This is a genomic window from Janthinobacterium sp. PAMC25594 (assembly GCF_019443505.1).
Classification (GTDB): Bacteria; Pseudomonadota; Gammaproteobacteria; order Burkholderiales; family Burkholderiaceae_D; genus Janthinobacterium.
Genome location: NZ_CP080377.1, coordinates 5,538,860 through 5,557,632, shown reverse-complemented (window position 1 = coordinate 5,557,632; position 18,773 = coordinate 5,538,860). Strand labels below are relative to the sequence as shown.

The following is an 18,773-nucleotide window of genomic DNA, read 5'->3' as shown; positions in this document are numbered from 1 at the left end:
TGCGAGGGTTTTCAGCGCCAGCCGGCAACGGTTGGCGTTTTTTTTGCCTGCTTCAAGTATTGGCAGGGTAGTACATGTCGTAAAACCAGCCGCAAGCATTTTCGATATACTGCTGGATACGCGGCGGAATCGCATGCTGTTGCGGCGGGCGGATGCTGGAAAACTGCCGGTGCGTATATTTCATGCGGTAGTGGCTGTCGCTTTCGCGCAAACCCACGCGCAGCTTGCCCGGATCGATCTGGAACGGTGCCAATCCCAGCCAGGCATACAGATGCGCCATGCATTCGGCCGGGCGTGCCATCATGTCTTCAAACCGCAGCACGTACAACCTTTGCTGCACTGCCAGTGGCAAGTCGGGGATGCCTTGCAAATCGCTCAACGGAGCGCCGATGGTACGATCCTTGCCAAACAGCATGTCGGCCCTGCCCAGCCGGTCGTAATCGGCCAGGTGATCGATGAAATCGAGCAGGATCGTACGCTGGTGCTGGGCTTCGACCGAACCATACACCTGCCCCAGTTCGCGCACGCAGACGATCAGCTTCGCTTCCGGCGCCAGTTGCAGCAGCATCTCCATCGCCTTCAGCCATCCGCGATTCTTGTCCACTACGGCCTGCTTGCCGCAGTCCTGGTACCAGCCGCGCAGGAAGCCGCGCATCGCCGTCGTCAAATGCCCATAGCTGGCGTCGAAGCTCGTATCGAGCTGGGACAGAAAAAAAGGATCGTCGCTGATCGTATGCCGCATGCCGAGCAAGGCATTGCACAATGGCGAACTATTGCCTTCACTGTGCAGATCGGGATGCTGGGCCAGTAACTGGCACAGCAACGTCGAGCCAGCACGCGGCAAGCCGGATACGCCGATAAAATGTGGAGTCATTGCATACCTGTGAGATTGTGAAGGCCATTTCGCGATTATAGGAGAGCACGGCACCAGCAGGCGGCAGAAAAAATGCCGCTTCGCGTACATCACGAAGCGGCACTTCCACTGGCAAGCCCGGTTAATGCACGCTTACTGGCTTTCGATACTGCTGTTGCCAGCCGCCACAGGCAGTCGCAGGCCCGTATCGACCACACTCAGGCGCAAGCCCGGCAAGACATTGCTGTTCACCGATGCCGTCGTCAGCACCACCGGCGTGCTGCCGCCCTGCCGCGGTTGGCTACCCTCCAGCGCCACCTGCACCGCGTCTTCCTTGCTGGTCACGGTTTCACCTTTCGCCGCCACCTCGGCCTGCACCATATTGCCTTGTGACGGTGCCACATTGACCGCCGCGATCACACTGGCCACCGCGCCTTGCAGTGCTTCGGTCGGCTTGACGGTCAGCACGCCCGGCGTGTAGGTCAACGCATAGTTGGTCGACGTCTGGCCGGCCGCCGACACCAGATAGCTGCCCGATGGCGTAGCGATGCTGGCCGGTGTGCTGAACACCAGATTGCCGCCGACCTCGTTCGCCAGCGTGTCGTTGCCCAGCAAGCCCGTGTAGCTGGCCGTGAAGGCCGGATTGACAAAGCCCTGGTCTTTCTCGGCATTGCCCACCTTCACCCCCAGGGCCGCCTGCGTGATGCTGGCCGTGGTGGTCGCCGTGGCGTTGACCGTGTAATTGCCGGCGTCCGTACCGCTGAGCGCAATGCCGTTCACCGTCACCGTTTTGTTGGCGCCGGCGTTCTTGTCGGCAAAGCTGGCGCCGCTGTTGCTGATGGTCAGCACGTCGCCGGCGATACGGTTGTCCGCCAGGGTCACGCTGGCGTTGGTGCTGGTGTCATACACGCGCGGCACTGCGCCCGTGGCGCGCACCAGCAGGCTGGCCGGCGTAATGCTGGCCGTCAAGCCGGTCGGGTTGCTGACCGTGTAGTTGCTGGCCAGGCCGCTGGCCGTATCGACCAGCGTTGTACCCGTCACCGTCACCGCCTTGGCGGTGGCCGCGTTCTTGTCGCTGAACACGGCAGTTTGACCCGCAATGCCCAGCGTTTCGCTGCCCACCAAGCCGCTCAAGGTACCGCCGGACAGGCTGGCTTGCGCATTGCCGTCATAGACTTTATTGCCGGCCAGCTGGCCGCTTACTGTCAAGGCCTTGGCCGTGATGCTGGCCGTCAGGCCGGTCGGGTTGCTGACCGTATAGTTGCTGGCCAGGCCGCTGGCCGTATCGACCAGCGTTGTACCCGTCACCGTCACCGCCTTGGCGGTGGCCGCGTTCTTGTCGCTGAACACGGCAGTTTGACCCGCAATGCCCAGCGTTTCGCTGCCCACCAGGCCGCTCAACACACCACCGGACAGGCTGGCTTGTGCATTGCCGTCGTAGACTTTATTACCGGCCAGTTGGCCCGTCACCGTCAGGGCCTTGGCCGTGATGCTGGCCGTCAAGCCGGTCGGGTTGCTGACCGTGTAGTTGCTGGCCAGGCCGGTACTGGTATCGACCAGGGTCGTGCCCTTCACCGTCACGGTTTTGCCATTGGCCGCGTTCTTGTCGCTGAACACCGCCGTCTGGCCGCCAAGGCCCAGGGTTTCGCTACCCACCAGGCCGCTCAACACACCGCCGGACAGGCTGGCTTGTGCATTGCCGTCGTAGACTTTATTACCGGCCAGTTGGCCGGTCACCGTCAATGCCTTGGCCGTGATGCTGGCCGTCAAGCCCGTCGGGTTGCTGACCGTGTAGTTGCTGGCCAGGCCGCTGGCCGTATCGACCAGCGTTGTACCCGTCACCGTCACGGTTTTGCCATTGGCCGCATTCTTGTCGTTGAACACCGCCGTCTGGCCGCCAAGGTCCAGCGTTTCGCTGCCCACCAGGCCGCTCAAGGTGCCGCCGGACAGGCCGGCTTGCGCATTGCCGTCATAGACCTTGTTGCCGGCCAGCTGGCCCGTCACCGTCAGGGCCTTGGCCGTGATGCTGGCTGTCAGGCCGGTCGGGTTGCTGACCGTATAGTTGCTGGCCAGGCCGGTACTGGTATCGACCAGGGTCGTGCCCGTCACCGTCACGGTTTTGCCATTGGCCGCATTCTTGTCGCTGAACACCGCCGTCTGGCCGCCAAGGTCCAGCGTTTCGCTGCCCACCAGGCCGCTCAAGGTGCCGCCGGACAGGCTGGCTTGCGCATTGCCATCGTAGACTTTATTACCGGCCAGCTGGCCGGTCACCGTCAATGCCTTGGCTGTGATGCTGGCCTGCAAGCCGGTCGGATTGCTGACCGTATAGTTGCTGGCCAGGCCAGTGCCATCGGCCAATTGCGCGCCGCTGGCCGTCACGGCAATGTTGCTGGCCGCATTTTGAGTGGCAAATGTACCCGTCAAACCGGACAGCGACAAGGTTTCACCGCTGACCAGGCCATTCAAGGTGCCGCCCGTCACGCTCGCCACAAGCGTGCCGTCATAGACCTTGTTGCCGGCCGCAACACCCGTCACCGTCAGTGCTTTCGGCGTGATGGCGCCCGTGCCGCTGGCCGTGTTGCTGGCCAGGGTGTAATTGCCCGCATCCGCGCCACCGAGCGCGATGCCGCTGACGTTGACCGTTTTACCGGTGCCGGCGTTCTTGTCGCTGAACGCGGCCTTGGTGGCGGTAAACGTCAGGCTGTCGCCGCCGAACATGCCGTTGTAGGTGGCGCCGGCGTTCAAGATGGCCGCGTCCGTGCCGTCATACGTCTTGCCGGCGGCCGCGATACCGGTCACGCCGGTGATGGTCGCCTTGGCGATATCGCCCGTGCCGGTGGCCGTATTGCTGGCCAGGGTGTAATTGCCCGCATCCGCGCCAACGAGTGCGATGCCGCTGACGTTGACCGTTTTACCGGTGCCGGCGTTCTTGTCGCTGAACGCGGCCTTGGTGGCGGTAAACGTCAGGCTGTCGCCGCCGAACATGCCGTTGTAGGTGGCGCCGGCGTTCAAGATGGCAGCGTCCGTGCCGTCATACGTTTTGCCGGCGGCCGTGATGCCGCTGACGCTGGCAATTTGCGCCTGGCTGATGCTGCCCGTGCCCGTGCCGGTGGCAGCCGTCAGGTTGTAGTTGCCGGCGTCCGTACCGCCCAGGGCCAGGCCGCTGGCATTGACAACCTTGCCGCTGCCGACATTCTTGTCGATGAAGTTGGCCGAGGTCGCGCTGACGCTCAAGCTATCGCCATTGACCATGCCGGCAAACGTGGCGCCGGCGTTGCTGACGGTGGCCGTGGTGGTCGCGTCGTACACCCTGGTGCCAGTCGCAAAGCCGCTCACGCCCGTGATGGTCGCCTTGGCGATATCGCCCGTGCCGCTGGCCGTATTGCTGGCCAGGGTGTAATTGCCCGCATCCGCGCCACCGAGCGCGATGCCGCTGACGTTGACCGTTTTACCAACGGCGGCGTTCTTGTCGCTGAACGCGGCCTTGGTGGCGGTAAACGTCAGGCTGTCGCCGCCGAACATGCCATTGTAGGTGGCGCCGGCGTTCAAGATGGCAGCGTCCGTGCCGTCATACGTCTTGCCGGCGGCCGTGATGCCGGTCACGCCGGTGATGGTCGCCTTGGCGATATCGCCCGTGCCGCTGGCCGTATTGCTGGCCAGGGTGTAATTGCCCGCATCCGCGCCACCGAGCGCGATGCCGCTGACGTTGACCGTTTTACCGGTGCCGGCGTTCTTGTCGCTGAACGTGGCCTTGGTGGCGGTGAACGTCAGGCTGTCGCCGCCGAACATGCCGTTGTAGGTGGCGCCGGCGTTCAAGATGGCCGCGTCCGTGCCGTCATACGTCTTGCCGGCGGCCGCGATACCGGTCACGCCGGTGATGGTCGCCTTGGCGATATCGCCCGTGCCGCTGGCCGTGTTGCTGGCCAGGGTGTAATTGCCCGCATCCGCGCCACCGAGCGCGATGCCGCTGACGTTGACCGTTTTACCGGTGCCGGCGTTCTTGTCGCTGAACGCGGCCTTGGTGGCGGTAAACGTCAGGCTGTCGCCGCCGAACATGCCATTGTAGGTGGCGCCGGCGTTCAAGATGGCCGCGTCCGTGCCGTCATACGTCTTGCCGGCGGCCGTGATGCCGGTCACGCCGGTGATGGTCGCCTTGGCGATATCGCCCGTGCCGGTGGCCGTGTTGCTGGCCAGGGTGTAATTGCCCGCATCCGCGCCACCGAGCGCGATGCCGCTGACGTTGACCGTTTTACCGGTGCCGGCGTTCTTGTCGCTGAACGCGGCCTTGGTGGCGGTAAACGTCAGGCTGTCGCCGCCGAACATGCCGTTGTAGGTAGCGCCGGCGTTCAAGATGGCCGTCTCCGTGGCGTCATACGTCTTGCCGGCGGCCGTGATGCCGGTCACGCTGGCAATTTGCGCCTGGCTGATGCTGCCCGTGCCCGTGCCCGTGATGGCCGTCAGATTGTAGTTGCCCGCATCGGTCCCACCCAGGCTCAGGCCGCCGGCATTGACAACCTTGCCGCTGCCGGCGTTCTTGTCGATGAAGTTGGCCGAGGTCGCGCTGACGTTCAAGCTGTCGCCATTGACCATGCCGGCAAACGTGGCGCCGGCCGCATTGACGATGGCGTTCAGGCCACCGTCGTAGACCTTGCTGCCGACCACGATACTGGTGACCGCGGAAATGGTGGCTTTGGTGATATTGGCCGTCACTGAAGTATCGGCCAGCGTGTAGTTGGACGCCAGGCCGCCGCCGCCATTGCCCAGGGTGGTGTGGACGGTGACCGTCTTGCCATTGCCGGCGTTCTTGTCGGCAAACGCGGCGGTAGGGCCTGCCGCCAGCGTTTCACCGCTAACCAGGCCCGTGATGCTGCCCTTGTTGATGCTGGCCGTCGCGTTGCCATCGTACTCTTTGCTACCCACCGCCAGGTTAGTCCAGGTCAGCGTCTTGGCCGTGATGGTGCCGGTAACGTCGATCGGCGCGGTGACCGTATAGTTGCTGGCCAAGCCGCTGCCGTCAAGCAGCGCACCGACCGTCACCGTCACCGCCTTGCCTGCGCCGGCGTTCTTGTCGGCATACGCACCCGTCGAGGTGCCCGCAGTGACCACTTCGCCGGCGACGAAGCCGCTCAGCGTGCCGCCTGTCAAGGTGGCGGTGGTGCCGCCGTCATATTGCCGGGTGGTGGCGGCCAGGCCGGAAATCGTCAACGCTTTCGGCGTGATATTTCCGGTGACACCAGTCAGCGGCCCCAGCGCATAATTGGCGCTGGCGCTGCCGCTCAAGCCACCTCTGGCGCTGACGGCAATGTTATTGCCGGCATTCTGGCTGGCGTAATCGCCAACCAGGGAGGCGGCGTTGAAAATGACGTTACCCTGGTCGGCGGCGAGCACGCCGCTGATGCTGCCACCAGCAAGCACGGCGCTGGTGGTGCCGTCATAGGCTTTGCTGCCGGCGCTGACGCCACTCAGGCTGAGTTGGCGCGGCGTGATGACCAGGCCGCCATCGATATACGTAACCGCATAGCCAAGTTGCGTGCTTGAATACTGGCCGCTGGCGCTCACCACATAGGTACCGGCATTGACCGCGCCACCGGACGAACCGGCATACGTCGTAGTACCAAACAGCAAGCTGCTGTCCACCACATTCGAATACGTGACGCTGTTGGTGCCGGCGCTGGCCGCGAGGCCGTCATACACCTTGGTATCCTTCGATACCGTGACCACCAGCGGCTTCATGAACGAGCGCAACAGCGGCGCGCTCTGGCCATCGTAGACCGCCCACATATTGCTCAGTTCCCACGCCGGATTGAGCGAGCCGTTGGCCCCCGTCGCGCTGTTGTAGTTGGCCAGCGTTTTCAGGTCGCCCGACGTCATGCCGGTGCCGCCCGCGCTGGTCGACTGGCCGCTGGTCGTCGTATCCCAGTAACTGCCGGTGACGCTGCCTTTGCCGGTGGCGACCAGGCCGCCGCCGACGGAACCGGTGCTCACCGCGCCGTTCGCATAACTGCTGGCGATGGTGCCGGTATTGGTGCCGACCAGGCCACCCATGGTGGTGTTGCCACCGACCGAGCCGCTGGCATAGCTGTCCTTGATGCTGCCGATATTATTGCCGACCAGGCCGCCACCGCCACTGTCGCCGACCACGGCGCTGGTGGCGAAACTGCCGCTGACCGTGCCTTGATTGGTGCCCGCCAGCGCGCCGACATTGACCGAACCGGTGGCCGTGCCACCCGACAGGCCCACGTTGGCGACCGTGCCGGCGGCGCCGATGACACCAAACAAACCGACGTTGGTGACGCCGGATTTGGCGATGTTCAAGCTTGAAATGATGCGTCCGGCGCCATTCAGGCTGCCGATGAACGGCAGCGCGCTGGTGCCGACCGGAATGAAGCCGCCCGTGCCCCAGATATCGCCGCCCGCTGTGGCAGCCCCGCTGAAGCTGTTGCCGATACGGTAAGTGCCGGCCACGTTCAGCGCCATCAATTGCAACTGGTGCACCGAATTGATGATGCTGGAATATTCGGCGCTGAGCATCGGCCGCGTGCCGCCGCTGACGTTGACCGTACCGTCGGCGCCGATCGCGACCCAGTTGTTGCCGGTCACGCCAGTCGACGAGGTGAAACTGAAAGAGGTGAAACTTGCCGGTATCAGCATCGCCGCGGCGCTCAAGCCGGTGGTGCCTGTCAGCAGGGTGCCGGCGCCTTGCGCGTAGCCGACGCCGGGCAGCACCCCATTGGCGGTGGTATTGTAGTAGCCATTGGTCAAGGTGCCAGCGCTGTTGTCGCCCACCACGCCGCCGCTGCGATTGTAGCTGGTGTCGCCGACGGTGACGGTGCCGGTGGAATAGACATTGTTGATCGTGGCGGTGTTCGAACCTGTGACACCACCCGTGGTCCGGTAGCCGCTGACGTTGCCGGTGGCATAACTGTTGCTAATGCTGCCGGTGGTCAATCTGTTGGTCCCCACCAGGCCGCCGACGATGCTGCCCGTGCCGGTATTGATACCGACATTGCCGGTGGCGTAGCTGTTGCTGATGGCGCCGGTGTTATTGCCCACCAGACCACCCGCCGAGCCGCTGCCAAGCACCGCGCCGGTGGCGAAACTGGCGGTGATGGTGCTCTTGATGCCGGTATCGCCGACCAGGCCACCGACTGAAGCGTTGCCATTGATCGCGCCGGTGGCAAAACTGTTGGCGATGCGGCCCAGATTGTTGCGCACCAGCCCGCCCATGCCACCCAGCCCCGTGCCCGTCGTGGCGGCGCCAGTTGTCGGATTGATGCCGCTGATTGTCATGCTGCTCGAACTGTTCTGGACGACGGCGTCAAGTTGATTCCGGTAGACCAGCCCGCCGCCGCCATAACCGGAGCCAGCGATGACTTTATACGTGCCGCTGCTGGTACTGTTATTGATGGTGCCATAGTTCCGCCCGACCATGCCGCCTCCCATGATGCCGTAGCGGGTGGTCATCGCGCCTGACACGTTGACATTGTCGATCAGGCCCCTGTTGCGTCCCGCCAGCATGCCGGCGCCAAAACCGCCGTAAGAGACATCTTGCATGTTGAACGAGGCGCCAAGCAGGTTGACGTTGCGCACCACGCCAACCGTGCCGACTTCGCCAAACAAGCCGCCCAGCTGAGCGGTGCGGACCATGGTCAGGCCGCTGATTTCATGCCCCAGGCCATCGAAGTTGCCGCTGAAAGCGCTCGTCGCGTTGCCCACCGGCGCGAAGCCCTGGTTGCTGTTCCAGCCGGCGCTCGAACTCGCATCGATATTGCCGCCCAACGCGTAATTGCGCGTCAGATTGCCGCGCATGCCTTGCAAGTCCAGGCCGCTGACGCTGGCCATGTCGCCCAGGCTGTTGATGACCGTGTAAGCGAGTGCCGTGCCATCGCTGCCCAATTTCGTGCTGAAACTGTTACCGCTCGGCAGATCGATGGCGGCCTTGACATTGTAGACGCTGTTATTGCCAGCAGCCACCGCTTGCTGGCCGTATTCCAGCGCCAGGCTGGCCGTGCCGGTACCGCGCATGGCGGCGTTGACATTGATGCTATTTTGCGCCGTCAGGGTCAGCTTGTTGGCCGACCAGCTGACGACATCGTTGACATTGATGTCGCCGGCCGTGCCGCCGCTGCCCTTGGTACTCCATATCTGCACATCGGCCGCTTTCAGGCTGTTGGTCAAGGTCGTACCGCTGATGTTGCCGCCGCTGGCCGCGATGGTGAAGTCGACCGGATCGATCAGCCAGGTGCCGGACAAGCCATTGGCCGCCTTGGCTGTCACGTTGATGCCGTCGGCGATATTCACGTGCGCCGCCGAAGTATCGATAAAGCCGCCCTTGCCGCTGACGGGCGCGCTGGCGTCCAGCGTGCCGCCCGCGTTGACCGTGCCGCTTTGCATGTCGCCCAGCAATTTGATCGTGCCGCCGCGCGTGGCTATCGTCTGCGCCTCGATCACGCCCGTGTTGTTGACGACGGTTCTCAGCAGGTCGCCCGCCGCCTGCGCCGTCAAGACCACGCTGCCGCCATCGGCGCGGATCAGGCCGCCATTGTTGACCAAGGCGCCCACGGCGCCCGCGTTGACGGCGACATTGAGCAAGCCGTCGCCCGCCACGTCCAGCGTGATGGCGCGGCCCGCCGCCAGCGCCACCGAACCGAGGCGTGCCTGGATCGTGCCCTCGTTCGACACGTTGGCGCCCAGCAAGGCCACATAGCCGCCCGGCGCGCTGATCGAACCCTGGTTCAGCACCTTGCCGATACCGTTGCCGCTAAATTTGTAATTGCCGGCCATGAAGTCGGCATTATTGATATCGAGCGTGGACGCCACCAGGCCCGCCGTATTGACCGACGCGCCCTGGCCGAACAGCACGCCGTTCGGGTTGACAATAAACACCTTGCCGTTGGCCGACAGGTTGCCGAGGATGGTCGTGCCATCGCTGCCCAGCACGCGGTTCAGCGCCACCGCATTGCTGTTCGGCTGCTGGAATTGCACCGACTCGCCCTTGCCGACATTGAAACTGGCCCAGTTGATGACGGCGTTCTGGCTACCCTGCCTGATCACCGTCGCGCCCGGCGCGCCGTTGATCGTTGCCTGCCCCGCCACCACCGTGCCGCCCGCCGGCCCGGCCAGCGCAAGACTGCCGTAGCCCATCATCAGCGCCGCCGCCATGCTGGTCAAGGCGAAATGTGCCCCGCCCCCGCTGCATCCTGGCATCGAGCGCTTGCCGGCGGATTTGACGTTTTCGGAAACGGCGGCGTAGGCGCCGGTAGCCTGGTTCCAGATGGAGCGGTAGATGCGGTTCATGGCGGTGTCCTGATTTTTTAACTTATTAGTTAACTTGCATTAATTTAGAAATACTTGACGGCTTGCAGCCAGAAACGGCCTGCCGCATCGGGTGCCGAGGTCGCCTTGGCATTGCCCAGCTTGTGCGCGTAATACGCTTTCAGCACGAGCGCATTGGCGCCCGTCCACGTCACGCCCACGCCGGCGCCGCTCAGGGTGCGGCGGTTCTCGCCGGCGCTCCACGCGTCGCGGTTCAGCTTGACGGTACCCGTGTCGGCAAAGCCAATCAGCTGCAGCTGACCCGCCACGGCAGTGAACGCCGGCAAGTTGTGCCGCAATTCCAGATTCAGCACATAGCCCTGGTCGCCATACGCCTCGCCGCCCGGATAGGCGCGCACGCCGCCCACGCCGCCGATGCCCATCTTTTCCGAGACATCGAGATTTTTCGACGCGGCCTGGCCGCTGAGGCTGCCGAACAAGCTCGTCTCGCCGCCCAGGCTTTGCACGCGCGCCGCGTTGAAGGCGAGCTTGTTGAAGTGGCCGTTGCTCTTCACCGTCAGCTGGTCGAGCCGCAAGGCGAGCGGCGTCCCGATATCGATCTTGCCTGTGGTGTAAGTGATGGAATACGTGCTCACGCCACCGCCACCCCAGCCATCCTTGGCGTCGCCGTTCAGGTTCAGCATCCACACGCTGGCCGTCTTGTCGTTAACGCTGCCCGTCGATTCCGTGCGGTCCTGGAAGGTCTTGTCGTCGTAGCTGACCTGCGCATACAGGTTGCTGCCGCGCGAGCGGATCAGCGGATAACTGCCGTAGGCGCTGGCGATCTTCGCCGTGCCCTTGGCGTCGAGCACGGCAAATTCCTTGCCCAGCTTGTAATCCATATACGTGTAAGCACCGCCCAGGCGCAGCAACCCGGCCTGGCCCTGGTACGCCAGGCGGCCGTAGTTCAAGCCGTCGGCCGAGGTAAACGCGCGCACGCTGGCCACGTCGCCGATGCCGCCCCAGTTCATTGATGTTCAGGGTGGCGCCGATGCGGTTGCGGCCCGTGTAGCGGTTGCCCTGGTTATCGACGTCGATGCTGCCGTTGAAACGCGATCCTGGCTGCACCTCGACGATGAGGTCGGATGCGCCCAGGGATGCGCCCGGCGCCAGGGTCGAGCTCACCTGCACGCCCGGCAAGTCCGACAGCAGCAGCAAGCGCCGCTCCAGCGGCGGTGTGGCAATCACTTGCCCGTCGAGACCGGCCAGTATCGTGCCCGCCAGGCCGTCGGACAACGTGCTCTGGTTGCGCAACTGCACCTGGCCATACCGGCCCGGCAGCACATCGATAACGACCACGCCATCGTGGATATCTTGCGCGGGCAGATACGCCTGCGCGAGGAAATAGCCACGCTGCTGGTAATAGCTGGCAATTTTTGACGCCATGGCGCGCAGCTCGCCCAGGGTCAGCTCGCTACCGGGCACGAAACCCGTGGCCGCGAGCAGTTCGCTCTCGGCAAAGACGGGCGGCGCCGTCACCTGCAGGCGCTGCACCGTGATGCGCGTGGTATCGCCCACCGTGGTGGCCGGCACATTGCCCTACTGCACGCGGATGGCCGGCGGCGCCTTCGGCAACTGGGGCGCGACAGGAATCTGCTGCAGCTGGCTGCCGGCGCTGGGGGGATCGACTGCGTACGCGTTCTGGATCAACAGCAGCAGAGTCAGGGGCAGGAGTTTGGTGCGCAAAAGAATCCTCTCGATTACGATAGGCGGTGTAATGAAATTGCCATATAGACATATATATTTATATATATTTAATAATTTTAACATTGCACATATAAAACCTGACTATCTTTATTTGCCTCAAGCCAAGAATTGTAGGAATGAATTATTTTGGCTCACACAAAATTAGCCGGCAACAGAGCGTGCCAGAGGGGCATAGGGGTGGCGCCCAATTCACCGTCCTTCTTTTGCCTTGTGGAATTTATCCGACACATGAATTGATTTCGCACAAAGTGCTGGCGCCGCAGCGCTTTTATTCTGCTAGCTTGACCAGCGAACCCGGCGGGGACAGCATGCGCGATGCACGGCAAGTCGATGCACAGTTATTTCAACCCGACATCCCGGTGCGGCTCGACATGCGCACGGCGGCGCTGGTCGAACATGCGCTGGCCTTGCAGGAAATGGCCGGCACGGGCGCCGCCGCGCTGTTTTTGCACTGCCACGACGTGCCGCTGCCCACCGCCTTGCGCGTGCTGACGACGGGTCCGCGCCGCAAACCGGCCGGGCCGCACCTGTTTGCCCGCCTGCGTCCACGCACGGCCGCCCTGCCGCTACCGGCGCGCTGACGAATCCTGTACCATCGCCGCAACCTATCAAAAGAGGCACGGCGATGCAGGCAGCGACACCCCACGACTCCTATGCGGCACTGATGGACCTGATCAAGGCGCGCCATGCGGAACTGAGCCCGCAATTCCAGGCCGGCGCCCGCTACCTGGCCGACCATCCGGACGAAGTGGCCGTGTCGTCGATGCGCAGCATCGCCGCGCGCGCGCAGGTGCAATCGGCCGCCCTCGTGCGCCTGGCGCAGCAACTGGGCTTTGCCGGCTGGCCGGAACTCAAAGCCATCTTCGTCGAGCGCCTGCGCGCGGGGCCAAGCGGCTACGCGGCAAAGGCCGGCGCACTGGTCGGGAAAGAGGGGAAAGAGCGCGACCTGGTCACCGAAGTGTTCACGGTGCAGCAGCGCAACCTGGCCGCCACGGGAAGCGCCAACCACGCGGCCCTGAACGCTGCCGCCGCGCTGCTACAGGCGGCGCCCCGCGTGCACGTGGCGGGCTTTCGCGCCGCCCACCCGATCGCCTACACCCTGCACTACCTGTACCGGCTGCTGCGCCCCAGCGTGCAACTGCTGAGCGGTCAGGGCGGCACGCTGGAGATGGATTTGCGCGCCCTGCAGGCCGGGGAGGCCGTCGTCGTCGTCAGCTTCGCGCCGTATTCGAGCGAAGCGCTGCTGGTGGCGCAGGCGGCGCGCCAGACCGGCTGCCGGGTGCTCGCCATCAGCGACAGCGCCATGTCGCCGCTGGCCCTGCAAGCCGACGCCAGCATCGTCATCGCCGTCGACAGCCCCTCGTTCTTCCCCTCCATCGTGGCCGGCGTCGCGGCCGTGGAAAGCCTGGTGGAATTGCTGGTGGCGCGCGCGGGACAGGACGCCGTGCAAGCCATCGGCGCGGCGGAAAGCCAGCTGCGGGCGCTGGGCGCCTACGCAAAAACATCGAATGATGTAAATTAAAAACAAATACATCAAACGTTGCAATGCGGCGCGGTGCATCCTATAATCGGCCATCTCCCTTGCCGACAAGAAAGCGATGCCATGAGCCATGTCTTCCACCGCAGCCTGACCGCCAGCTATCCCGTCGCCACGGGCGGCGATGGCCCCTACCTGATCGATGCAGATGGCAAGCGTTATCTGGATGCCTGCGGCGGCGCGGCAGTGTCTTGCCTGGGCCATGCGGATGCGGCCGTCATCGCCGCCGTGCAGCAGCAGATTGCCAGCATGGCGTATGCGCACAGCTCCTTCTTTACCAGCGAGCCGATGGAGCAGCTGGCCGATTTTCTCGTCGCCCGTGCGCCTGCCGGCATCGACAGCGTGTATTTCGTCTCGGGTGGCTCGGAAGCGGTGGAAAGCGCGCTGAAAATGGCGCGCCAGTATTTCGTCGAGCGGGGCCAGCCGCAGCGCCGCCACGTCATCGCGCGCCGCCAGAGCTATCACGGCAACACCCTGGGCGCGCTGGCCACGGGCGGCAACGCCTGGCGGCGCCAGCAGTTCGAACCGCTGCTCATAGGCGTGACCCACGTATCGCCCTGCTATGCCTGGCGCGACCAGCAGGCGCATGAAACGGATGCCGACTACGTGGCGCGCCTGGGCCAGGAGCTGGAAGACAATATCGCCGAGCTGGGCGCGGACAACGTCATGGCCTTCATCGCCGAACCCGTCGTCGGCGCCACGGCCGGCGCCCTGCCCGCCGTCGCCGGCTATTTTGCGCGCATGCACGACATTTGCCAGCGCCACGGCATCCTCTTGATCCTCGACGAAGTCATGTGCGGCATGGGGCGCACGGGCAGCCTGTTCGCCTGCGAGCAGGAAGCCATCACGGCCGACCTGATCTGCATCGCCAAAGGCCTGGGCGCCGGCTACCAGCCCATCGGCGCCGTGATGGTGTCGCAGGACATCCGCGACACCATCCGCGCCGGCACGGGCTTCTTCCAGCACGGCCACACGTATATCGGCCACGCCACCGCCTGCGCCGCCGCCCTCGCCGTGCAGCGGCAGATCGAGGAACGCGATTTATTGGCCAACGTGCGCACCATGGGCGGCTTGCTCAAGGAGCGCCTGCAGCAACGTTTCGATGGCCATGCGCACGTGGGCGACATCCGCGGCCGTGGCCTGTTCCTGGGCCTGGAACTGGTGCAGGAGCGCGCCAGCAAGCGGCCGTTCGACCCGGCCCGGCGCCTGCACGCGCGCATCAAGGCACGAGCCATGCAAAACGGACTGATGTGCTACCCCATGGGCGGCACCATCGACGGCCTGCACGGCGACCACATCCTGCTGGCGCCGCCCTACATCATCGACGCCAGCCATGTCGATGAAATCGTCGACAAGCTGGGCACGGCCATCGACGCCAGCCTGGCCTAACCGCGCCCGCTGTTGCCCACGGTAGACATCAGGCTGGCGCCGCAGCTGGTCTTGTGACCGTCAAAGGCCACGGGCACGCCGTCGATCAGCACCTGCGGATCGCCCTCGGCGATCACGCAACGCACGTGACCTTTTATCGGACACACGCAAGGGTCGCCCTTGCGCGCCACGGCCACGCCCAGCACCGTGCTGTTCGGCGCCGCCCCCACCACCTTGCCGCCGTGGCTGGTGGGGTCGTTCAAACGGATCACGCCACGCATGCTCTTCTCCTTGAATAGGTAAAACGCCTCATTGCGAAAACCCCTGGTAATACTCGCGCGCATCGTGGCGCAAGCCCCACCAGGGCAAATACGCATGGTTGCCGCTGCGCGCGCGGAACCACGGTTTACCGGGCTGTATCGGCCGCACGACGGCGGGCGGCGCCACCACCAGCGCCACGGGGGCAAGCAGGTCGCTGGTGCCGGCCACCAGCACGGGTTTACCGAAGTGATGCGCGTAGGCGATGCCCAGCGCCATGTTCGTCAGCGCAGTGCCCGCGCCCGTCTCGCCCAGCACGGCCGTCAGATTGAAGCTTTGCTTCAGCAGATCGAATTCCGGCAATTGCACGGTGAGCGTCTGCGCCAGCGCGCCGAGCCGCGCGGACGAATCCTGATGCGTATTGCCGGCGTCGTGGATCAGATAGCCGATCCCGGTCTCGGCTTGATTGGCCTTAGCCGCAGCCTCTTCGATGGCCGCCGTCCACGCCTGCACCAGGCGCGGCGGTTCGCCCTTTTTGACTTCAAAATCGGCAACCTGTTTGGTACTCGGATAGCCTAGCCACGCCAGCGGCGCCCGCTCCGTCTTGTAGTCGGGGCCGGCCAGCACCAGCAGTACCAGGTTTTCGTTGATCTGCCGGTCCAGGGGACGGCTGGGCGCATCCCAGTTCATGGCCCAGACGGTTTCCTTGGGGTGGCTTTGCAGGTAGTCGAGCGCGGCGGAAAGTGAAGTAAAACCGGCGTTGGGGCCGCCCATGGTGACGCGGACGTCGGGTGGGGTGGAGCGGGTCCAGAGGGTGGGAGAGTGGATGTTGCCGATGCTAAAAATATCGGCAACATATTCTTGGACGAACTTGGCAGCCTCAACAGGGTCAAGCTTGCCTTCAGGTAACGCATACTCAATGTGAATGCCTGCAAGCTCGCGCCAACGTGATCTTTTTTCAGCTGAGTGAACGTTGTAGAAGTACTCTGGGTCGGAGTAATACACTCCATGAAAACGATCAAACATATCTTCGATATATTTATGGTGGTAGCCGCGGAAGGTTTCAGAACCATTATTTCCAACAGCAATAGACGCAATGCTTTGCAGTTTGGAATATTTTTCAGGCTTTTCCCTGACCATCTCATCGTTCGGATTTGGTTGTGCCAGCCCCAAAGTCCACAGCAATTGCCATTGCGTCGGATAGTCCTTCCGCTGTAGTGGATTAAGCCATTGCAAGCCAACTACTTGAGCCATGTAAGGCCGCTTATTAACCTCAGGTACAGCACTAACGGTACTGCTCAAGGTAGCAGGCGACGAACGCAAATGTGAACAAGCGGCCAGCAGGAATACGACCAGAAATCCGAGGGACACATAAAGAAAAATAGTTTTGAACATGCTCAATGCTCCATCTATAAAAAGGCTGTTGCAGAAGGATCTGCTCTATACAAACCGGTAAATCGCATGACATCAATCGTGAGCCAGTTCTCCAGACGTAGGCCGGGGATCCCGCGCAGGGTTTTCACGTATGTCGATAATTTTTTCAGGAAGACTGGCTTCTTCAGACTCTTTTACCCACACTGAGGCAGTCATCTTGTTACGTCTCGCTTTGGCAAAGTACTCTTTAAAAGTCTTTGCAGAGTCACTATCATCAAGCGCCTTCAACAACCTCCAATCCGCCGCCACCCTCAACTTACGCAGCTGATCCGGCTTGATGCGGCACACGCCCACCGCCACGTCATACGCAAGCGCCCGCTCTGCGTGCATGGGGTTGGTCAGGATGGTGGAATGGTCGGTGGCGTAGGCGCCCGCCTGGCTGGACATCATTTCCTCTATCCGCGTGCTGCGCCATGCTTGGTATTCGGCGTCAGGCGTGGCGTTGGGCATTTCTTGCTGGACTTTTTGACCTGCGGGACTTTTTCCTTCCCGTACGGCCTGCGCGCGTATCACGGCGCGCTGCTCGAATCGCAGGCGCGCCTCGTCATCGGCCGTGCCCTTGGCGCTGTCCATGCGTTTGGCTTCGCTTTTCGCCGCCTGCCCCTGCAGGCCGCCGGGCGGAATCTCATGATCGGCAAGGTAATCGTCGCCGGGCGCGCGCTGCTTGCCGGCCTGGCGCGATTCGCCGGGGGGCTCGTAGCCTTCGTCGAATTCCTCGCTTGTCTGGCCAAAGCGCAAGGACTGCGGCTTGAAGGGCGGCAGCAAGTCGGGTGCGTTCAGTTCGATTTTCCAGTCTTTGTGGGGAGAGGCATTGCAGGGGCTGTGGGCCAGGCCCGTGACCACGATGAACAGAGGCGCAAACCCGACCGTCAGGATGGTGGAAAAGGAGCTCTCGCTGGCCTCGACGCCCTGCTTGATGGAATACGACGCATATTTCTGCGCCGGAAACCAGAAGTCCTTGCCGCCCGGCGTGGGCTTGCGCCAGTGATCGCTCCAGTAGTGATAGCTGCCCTGCTTGCCCACCTCAAAACCCTGGGCAAACACGCGCTGCACGCACACGCCTGCGGCCCCGGTGGCCGCCAGCTCGCCGCCGTCCTTGCTATCCTTGGCCAGCGAACCCGACAGGCCGCGCCAGCCGATGCCCTCGATGGCCACGGACGACACCACCACGTCGTGCGGATTGCAATAGATGGTCACCCTGCCATACGATGATTTCCTGCCGCCCCGGGCGGCGCCGGCAATCCCGTATTGTTCACGATCTTTGGCGGCGGAAAAACCGTGCTGCGCGTTGGCCATGCAGCGGTCGATTTCCTCGTCTGTCTGCGCCTCGCCCAGGCTGGCGCGCTGGCCGATGATGGCAAAGAAGTTTTTCAAGGTGGCGATGCGCGCCTGCACCGTCACCCTGCCCGTGCTGCCGTCCGCCGCACGCAGATTGCTGGCCACCCAGTTCTCGGCGCTATTGCTTTTCGCCAGGCTGTACGGCGAATTGCAAATGACATAGTTGTCGGCCACGCAGGGAAAATTGTCCTTCACCTTGGGCAGGTTTGCGCCGAGAAAGGCGGCCGCCATCGCCACCATCGTGCCCTGGCTATGGCACACGATGGTGACGGGCACGTCGGCCTGCTGCTGGCGGATGGCTTCGACCAGCCTGGCCAGACGATAGGCGGCCAGCACGAAATACGGACGCGGCGGGCAGCTGTACACTTGCCGTTCCGGGAAGGGATTCATGTGCTGGATGGTGTTCCACAAGAATAAACCCTCGCTCAGCCCGTCCTTCCACAAGTCGGCCAGCGCGCTGCAGCCATTGGCAAACGGCCCGCCGCCCCAGTAGTCTTCCTCATTCAGGTAGATGCCCTTGCCGTATTGCTGCAGTTCCTCGCCGGAAGCCTTGTAGCCCCAGCGAAAACGGATCACGGGAGAAAAAGTGCCGGCATCGCGGATCAAGGTATCGGCCGACATTTCCGGGTTGAGAAAGCCTTCGGCCGTGATCTCGGCGCCATAATTGACCGCCGTCAGTTCGCCGCCTTCCACGCCACGGTGCTGCATGTGATGGCAGGAACGCTTGAGGCGCTCGTTGAGGCCCTTGCACAGTCCCTCTTCGGCTGCCGCGTACCACTCGCCATCGGAATTGACGCCGTGCACGAAGATCACGATGCCGGGCAGCGGCAGTTGCTGCAGCGTGTCCCGGTCGCTGCTCTGGAAATTGGCGTTGCAGGAAAACTGACCGAGGATATCGATTTCAGGATCGTCGCACAGCGGCGGATGGGGATCGAACAGCATGGTGTGGTCTCCGGTGTCGGG

11 protein-coding genes are annotated in these 18,773 nt (G+C 63.4%); 3 read left to right on the top strand and 8 right to left on the bottom strand.

The genetic code is table 11. The annotated features are described in order from the left end of the window. Nucleotides 1-52: 52 nt before the first annotated feature. From KY494_RS24910 to KY494_RS29905, 5 genes are all read right to left on the bottom strand, one after another. Entirely contained in the window at nt 53-874 is an 822-nt protein-coding gene (locus KY494_RS24910; protein ID WP_219133864.1) for a sulfotransferase, read from the bottom strand. A gap of 132 nt (nt 875-1,006) precedes the next feature. Next, nucleotides 1,007-10,150 carry a YDG domain-containing protein gene (locus KY494_RS24905; RefSeq protein ID WP_219888575.1) on the bottom strand — a complete coding sequence of 3,048 codons (9,144 nt, stop codon included), beginning with the start codon at nt 10,148-10,150 and terminating at the stop codon, nt 1,007-1,009. Nucleotides 10,151-10,194: 44 nt separating this feature from the next. Then, nucleotides 10,195-10,953 (bottom strand): ShlB/FhaC/HecB family hemolysin secretion/activation protein, encoded by a 759-nt coding sequence (locus KY494_RS29915; RefSeq protein ID WP_258194988.1) that lies wholly within the window; start codon nt 10,951-10,953, stop codon nt 10,195-10,197. Beyond that, nucleotides 10,835-11,701: a POTRA domain-containing protein gene (locus KY494_RS29910; RefSeq protein WP_258194429.1), complete on the bottom strand. Its 867-nt coding sequence runs from the start codon at nt 11,699-11,701 to the stop codon at nt 10,835-10,837. The genes KY494_RS29915 and KY494_RS29910 overlap by 119 nt, the downstream gene beginning before the upstream one ends. A 6-nt stretch (nt 11,702-11,707) precedes the next feature. Continuing rightward, nucleotides 11,708-11,854, bottom strand: coding sequence for a hypothetical protein (locus KY494_RS29905; RefSeq protein WP_258194428.1), 147 nt, complete (start codon nt 11,852-11,854; stop codon nt 11,708-11,710). Between the two features lie 329 nt (nt 11,855-12,183). Here KY494_RS29905 and KY494_RS24895 point away from each other — a divergent pair, with 329 nt between their 5' ends. From KY494_RS24895 to KY494_RS24885, 3 genes are all read left to right on the top strand, one after another. Further along, entirely contained in the window at nt 12,184-12,456 is a 273-nt protein-coding gene (locus tag KY494_RS24895; RefSeq protein ID WP_219136831.1) for a hypothetical protein, read from the top strand. 44 nt (nt 12,457-12,500) lie between these two features. Continuing rightward, a complete protein-coding gene (locus KY494_RS24890) occupies nt 12,501-13,397 on the top strand; it encodes a MurR/RpiR family transcriptional regulator (RefSeq protein ID WP_258194427.1) in 897 nt (298 codons plus the stop codon). 81 nt (nt 13,398-13,478) lie between these two features. Further along, the gene (locus KY494_RS24885) at nt 13,479-14,801 is read left to right on the top strand and encodes an aspartate aminotransferase family protein (protein ID WP_219888574.1); all 1,323 of its coding nucleotides are present in this window, start codon (nt 13,479-13,481) and stop codon (nt 14,799-14,801) included. Here the strand turns inward: KY494_RS24885 and KY494_RS24880 are convergent. From KY494_RS24880 to KY494_RS24870, 3 genes are all read right to left on the bottom strand, one after another. Continuing rightward, nucleotides 14,798-15,061: a PAAR domain-containing protein gene (locus KY494_RS24880; protein ID WP_099379104.1), complete on the bottom strand. Its 264-nt coding sequence runs from the start codon at nt 15,059-15,061 to the stop codon at nt 14,798-14,800. The genes KY494_RS24885 and KY494_RS24880 overlap by 4 nt on opposite strands. A 28-nt stretch (nt 15,062-15,089) precedes the next feature. Then, nucleotides 15,090-16,433: a hypothetical protein gene (locus KY494_RS24875; RefSeq protein WP_258194426.1), complete on the bottom strand. Its 1,344-nt coding sequence runs from the start codon at nt 16,431-16,433 to the stop codon at nt 15,090-15,092. 72 nt (nt 16,434-16,505) lie between these two features. After that, entirely contained in the window at nt 16,506-18,752 is a 2,247-nt protein-coding gene (locus tag KY494_RS24870; protein ID WP_219888573.1) for a DUF3274 domain-containing protein, read from the bottom strand. Nucleotides 18,753-18,773 lie beyond the last annotated feature (21 nt).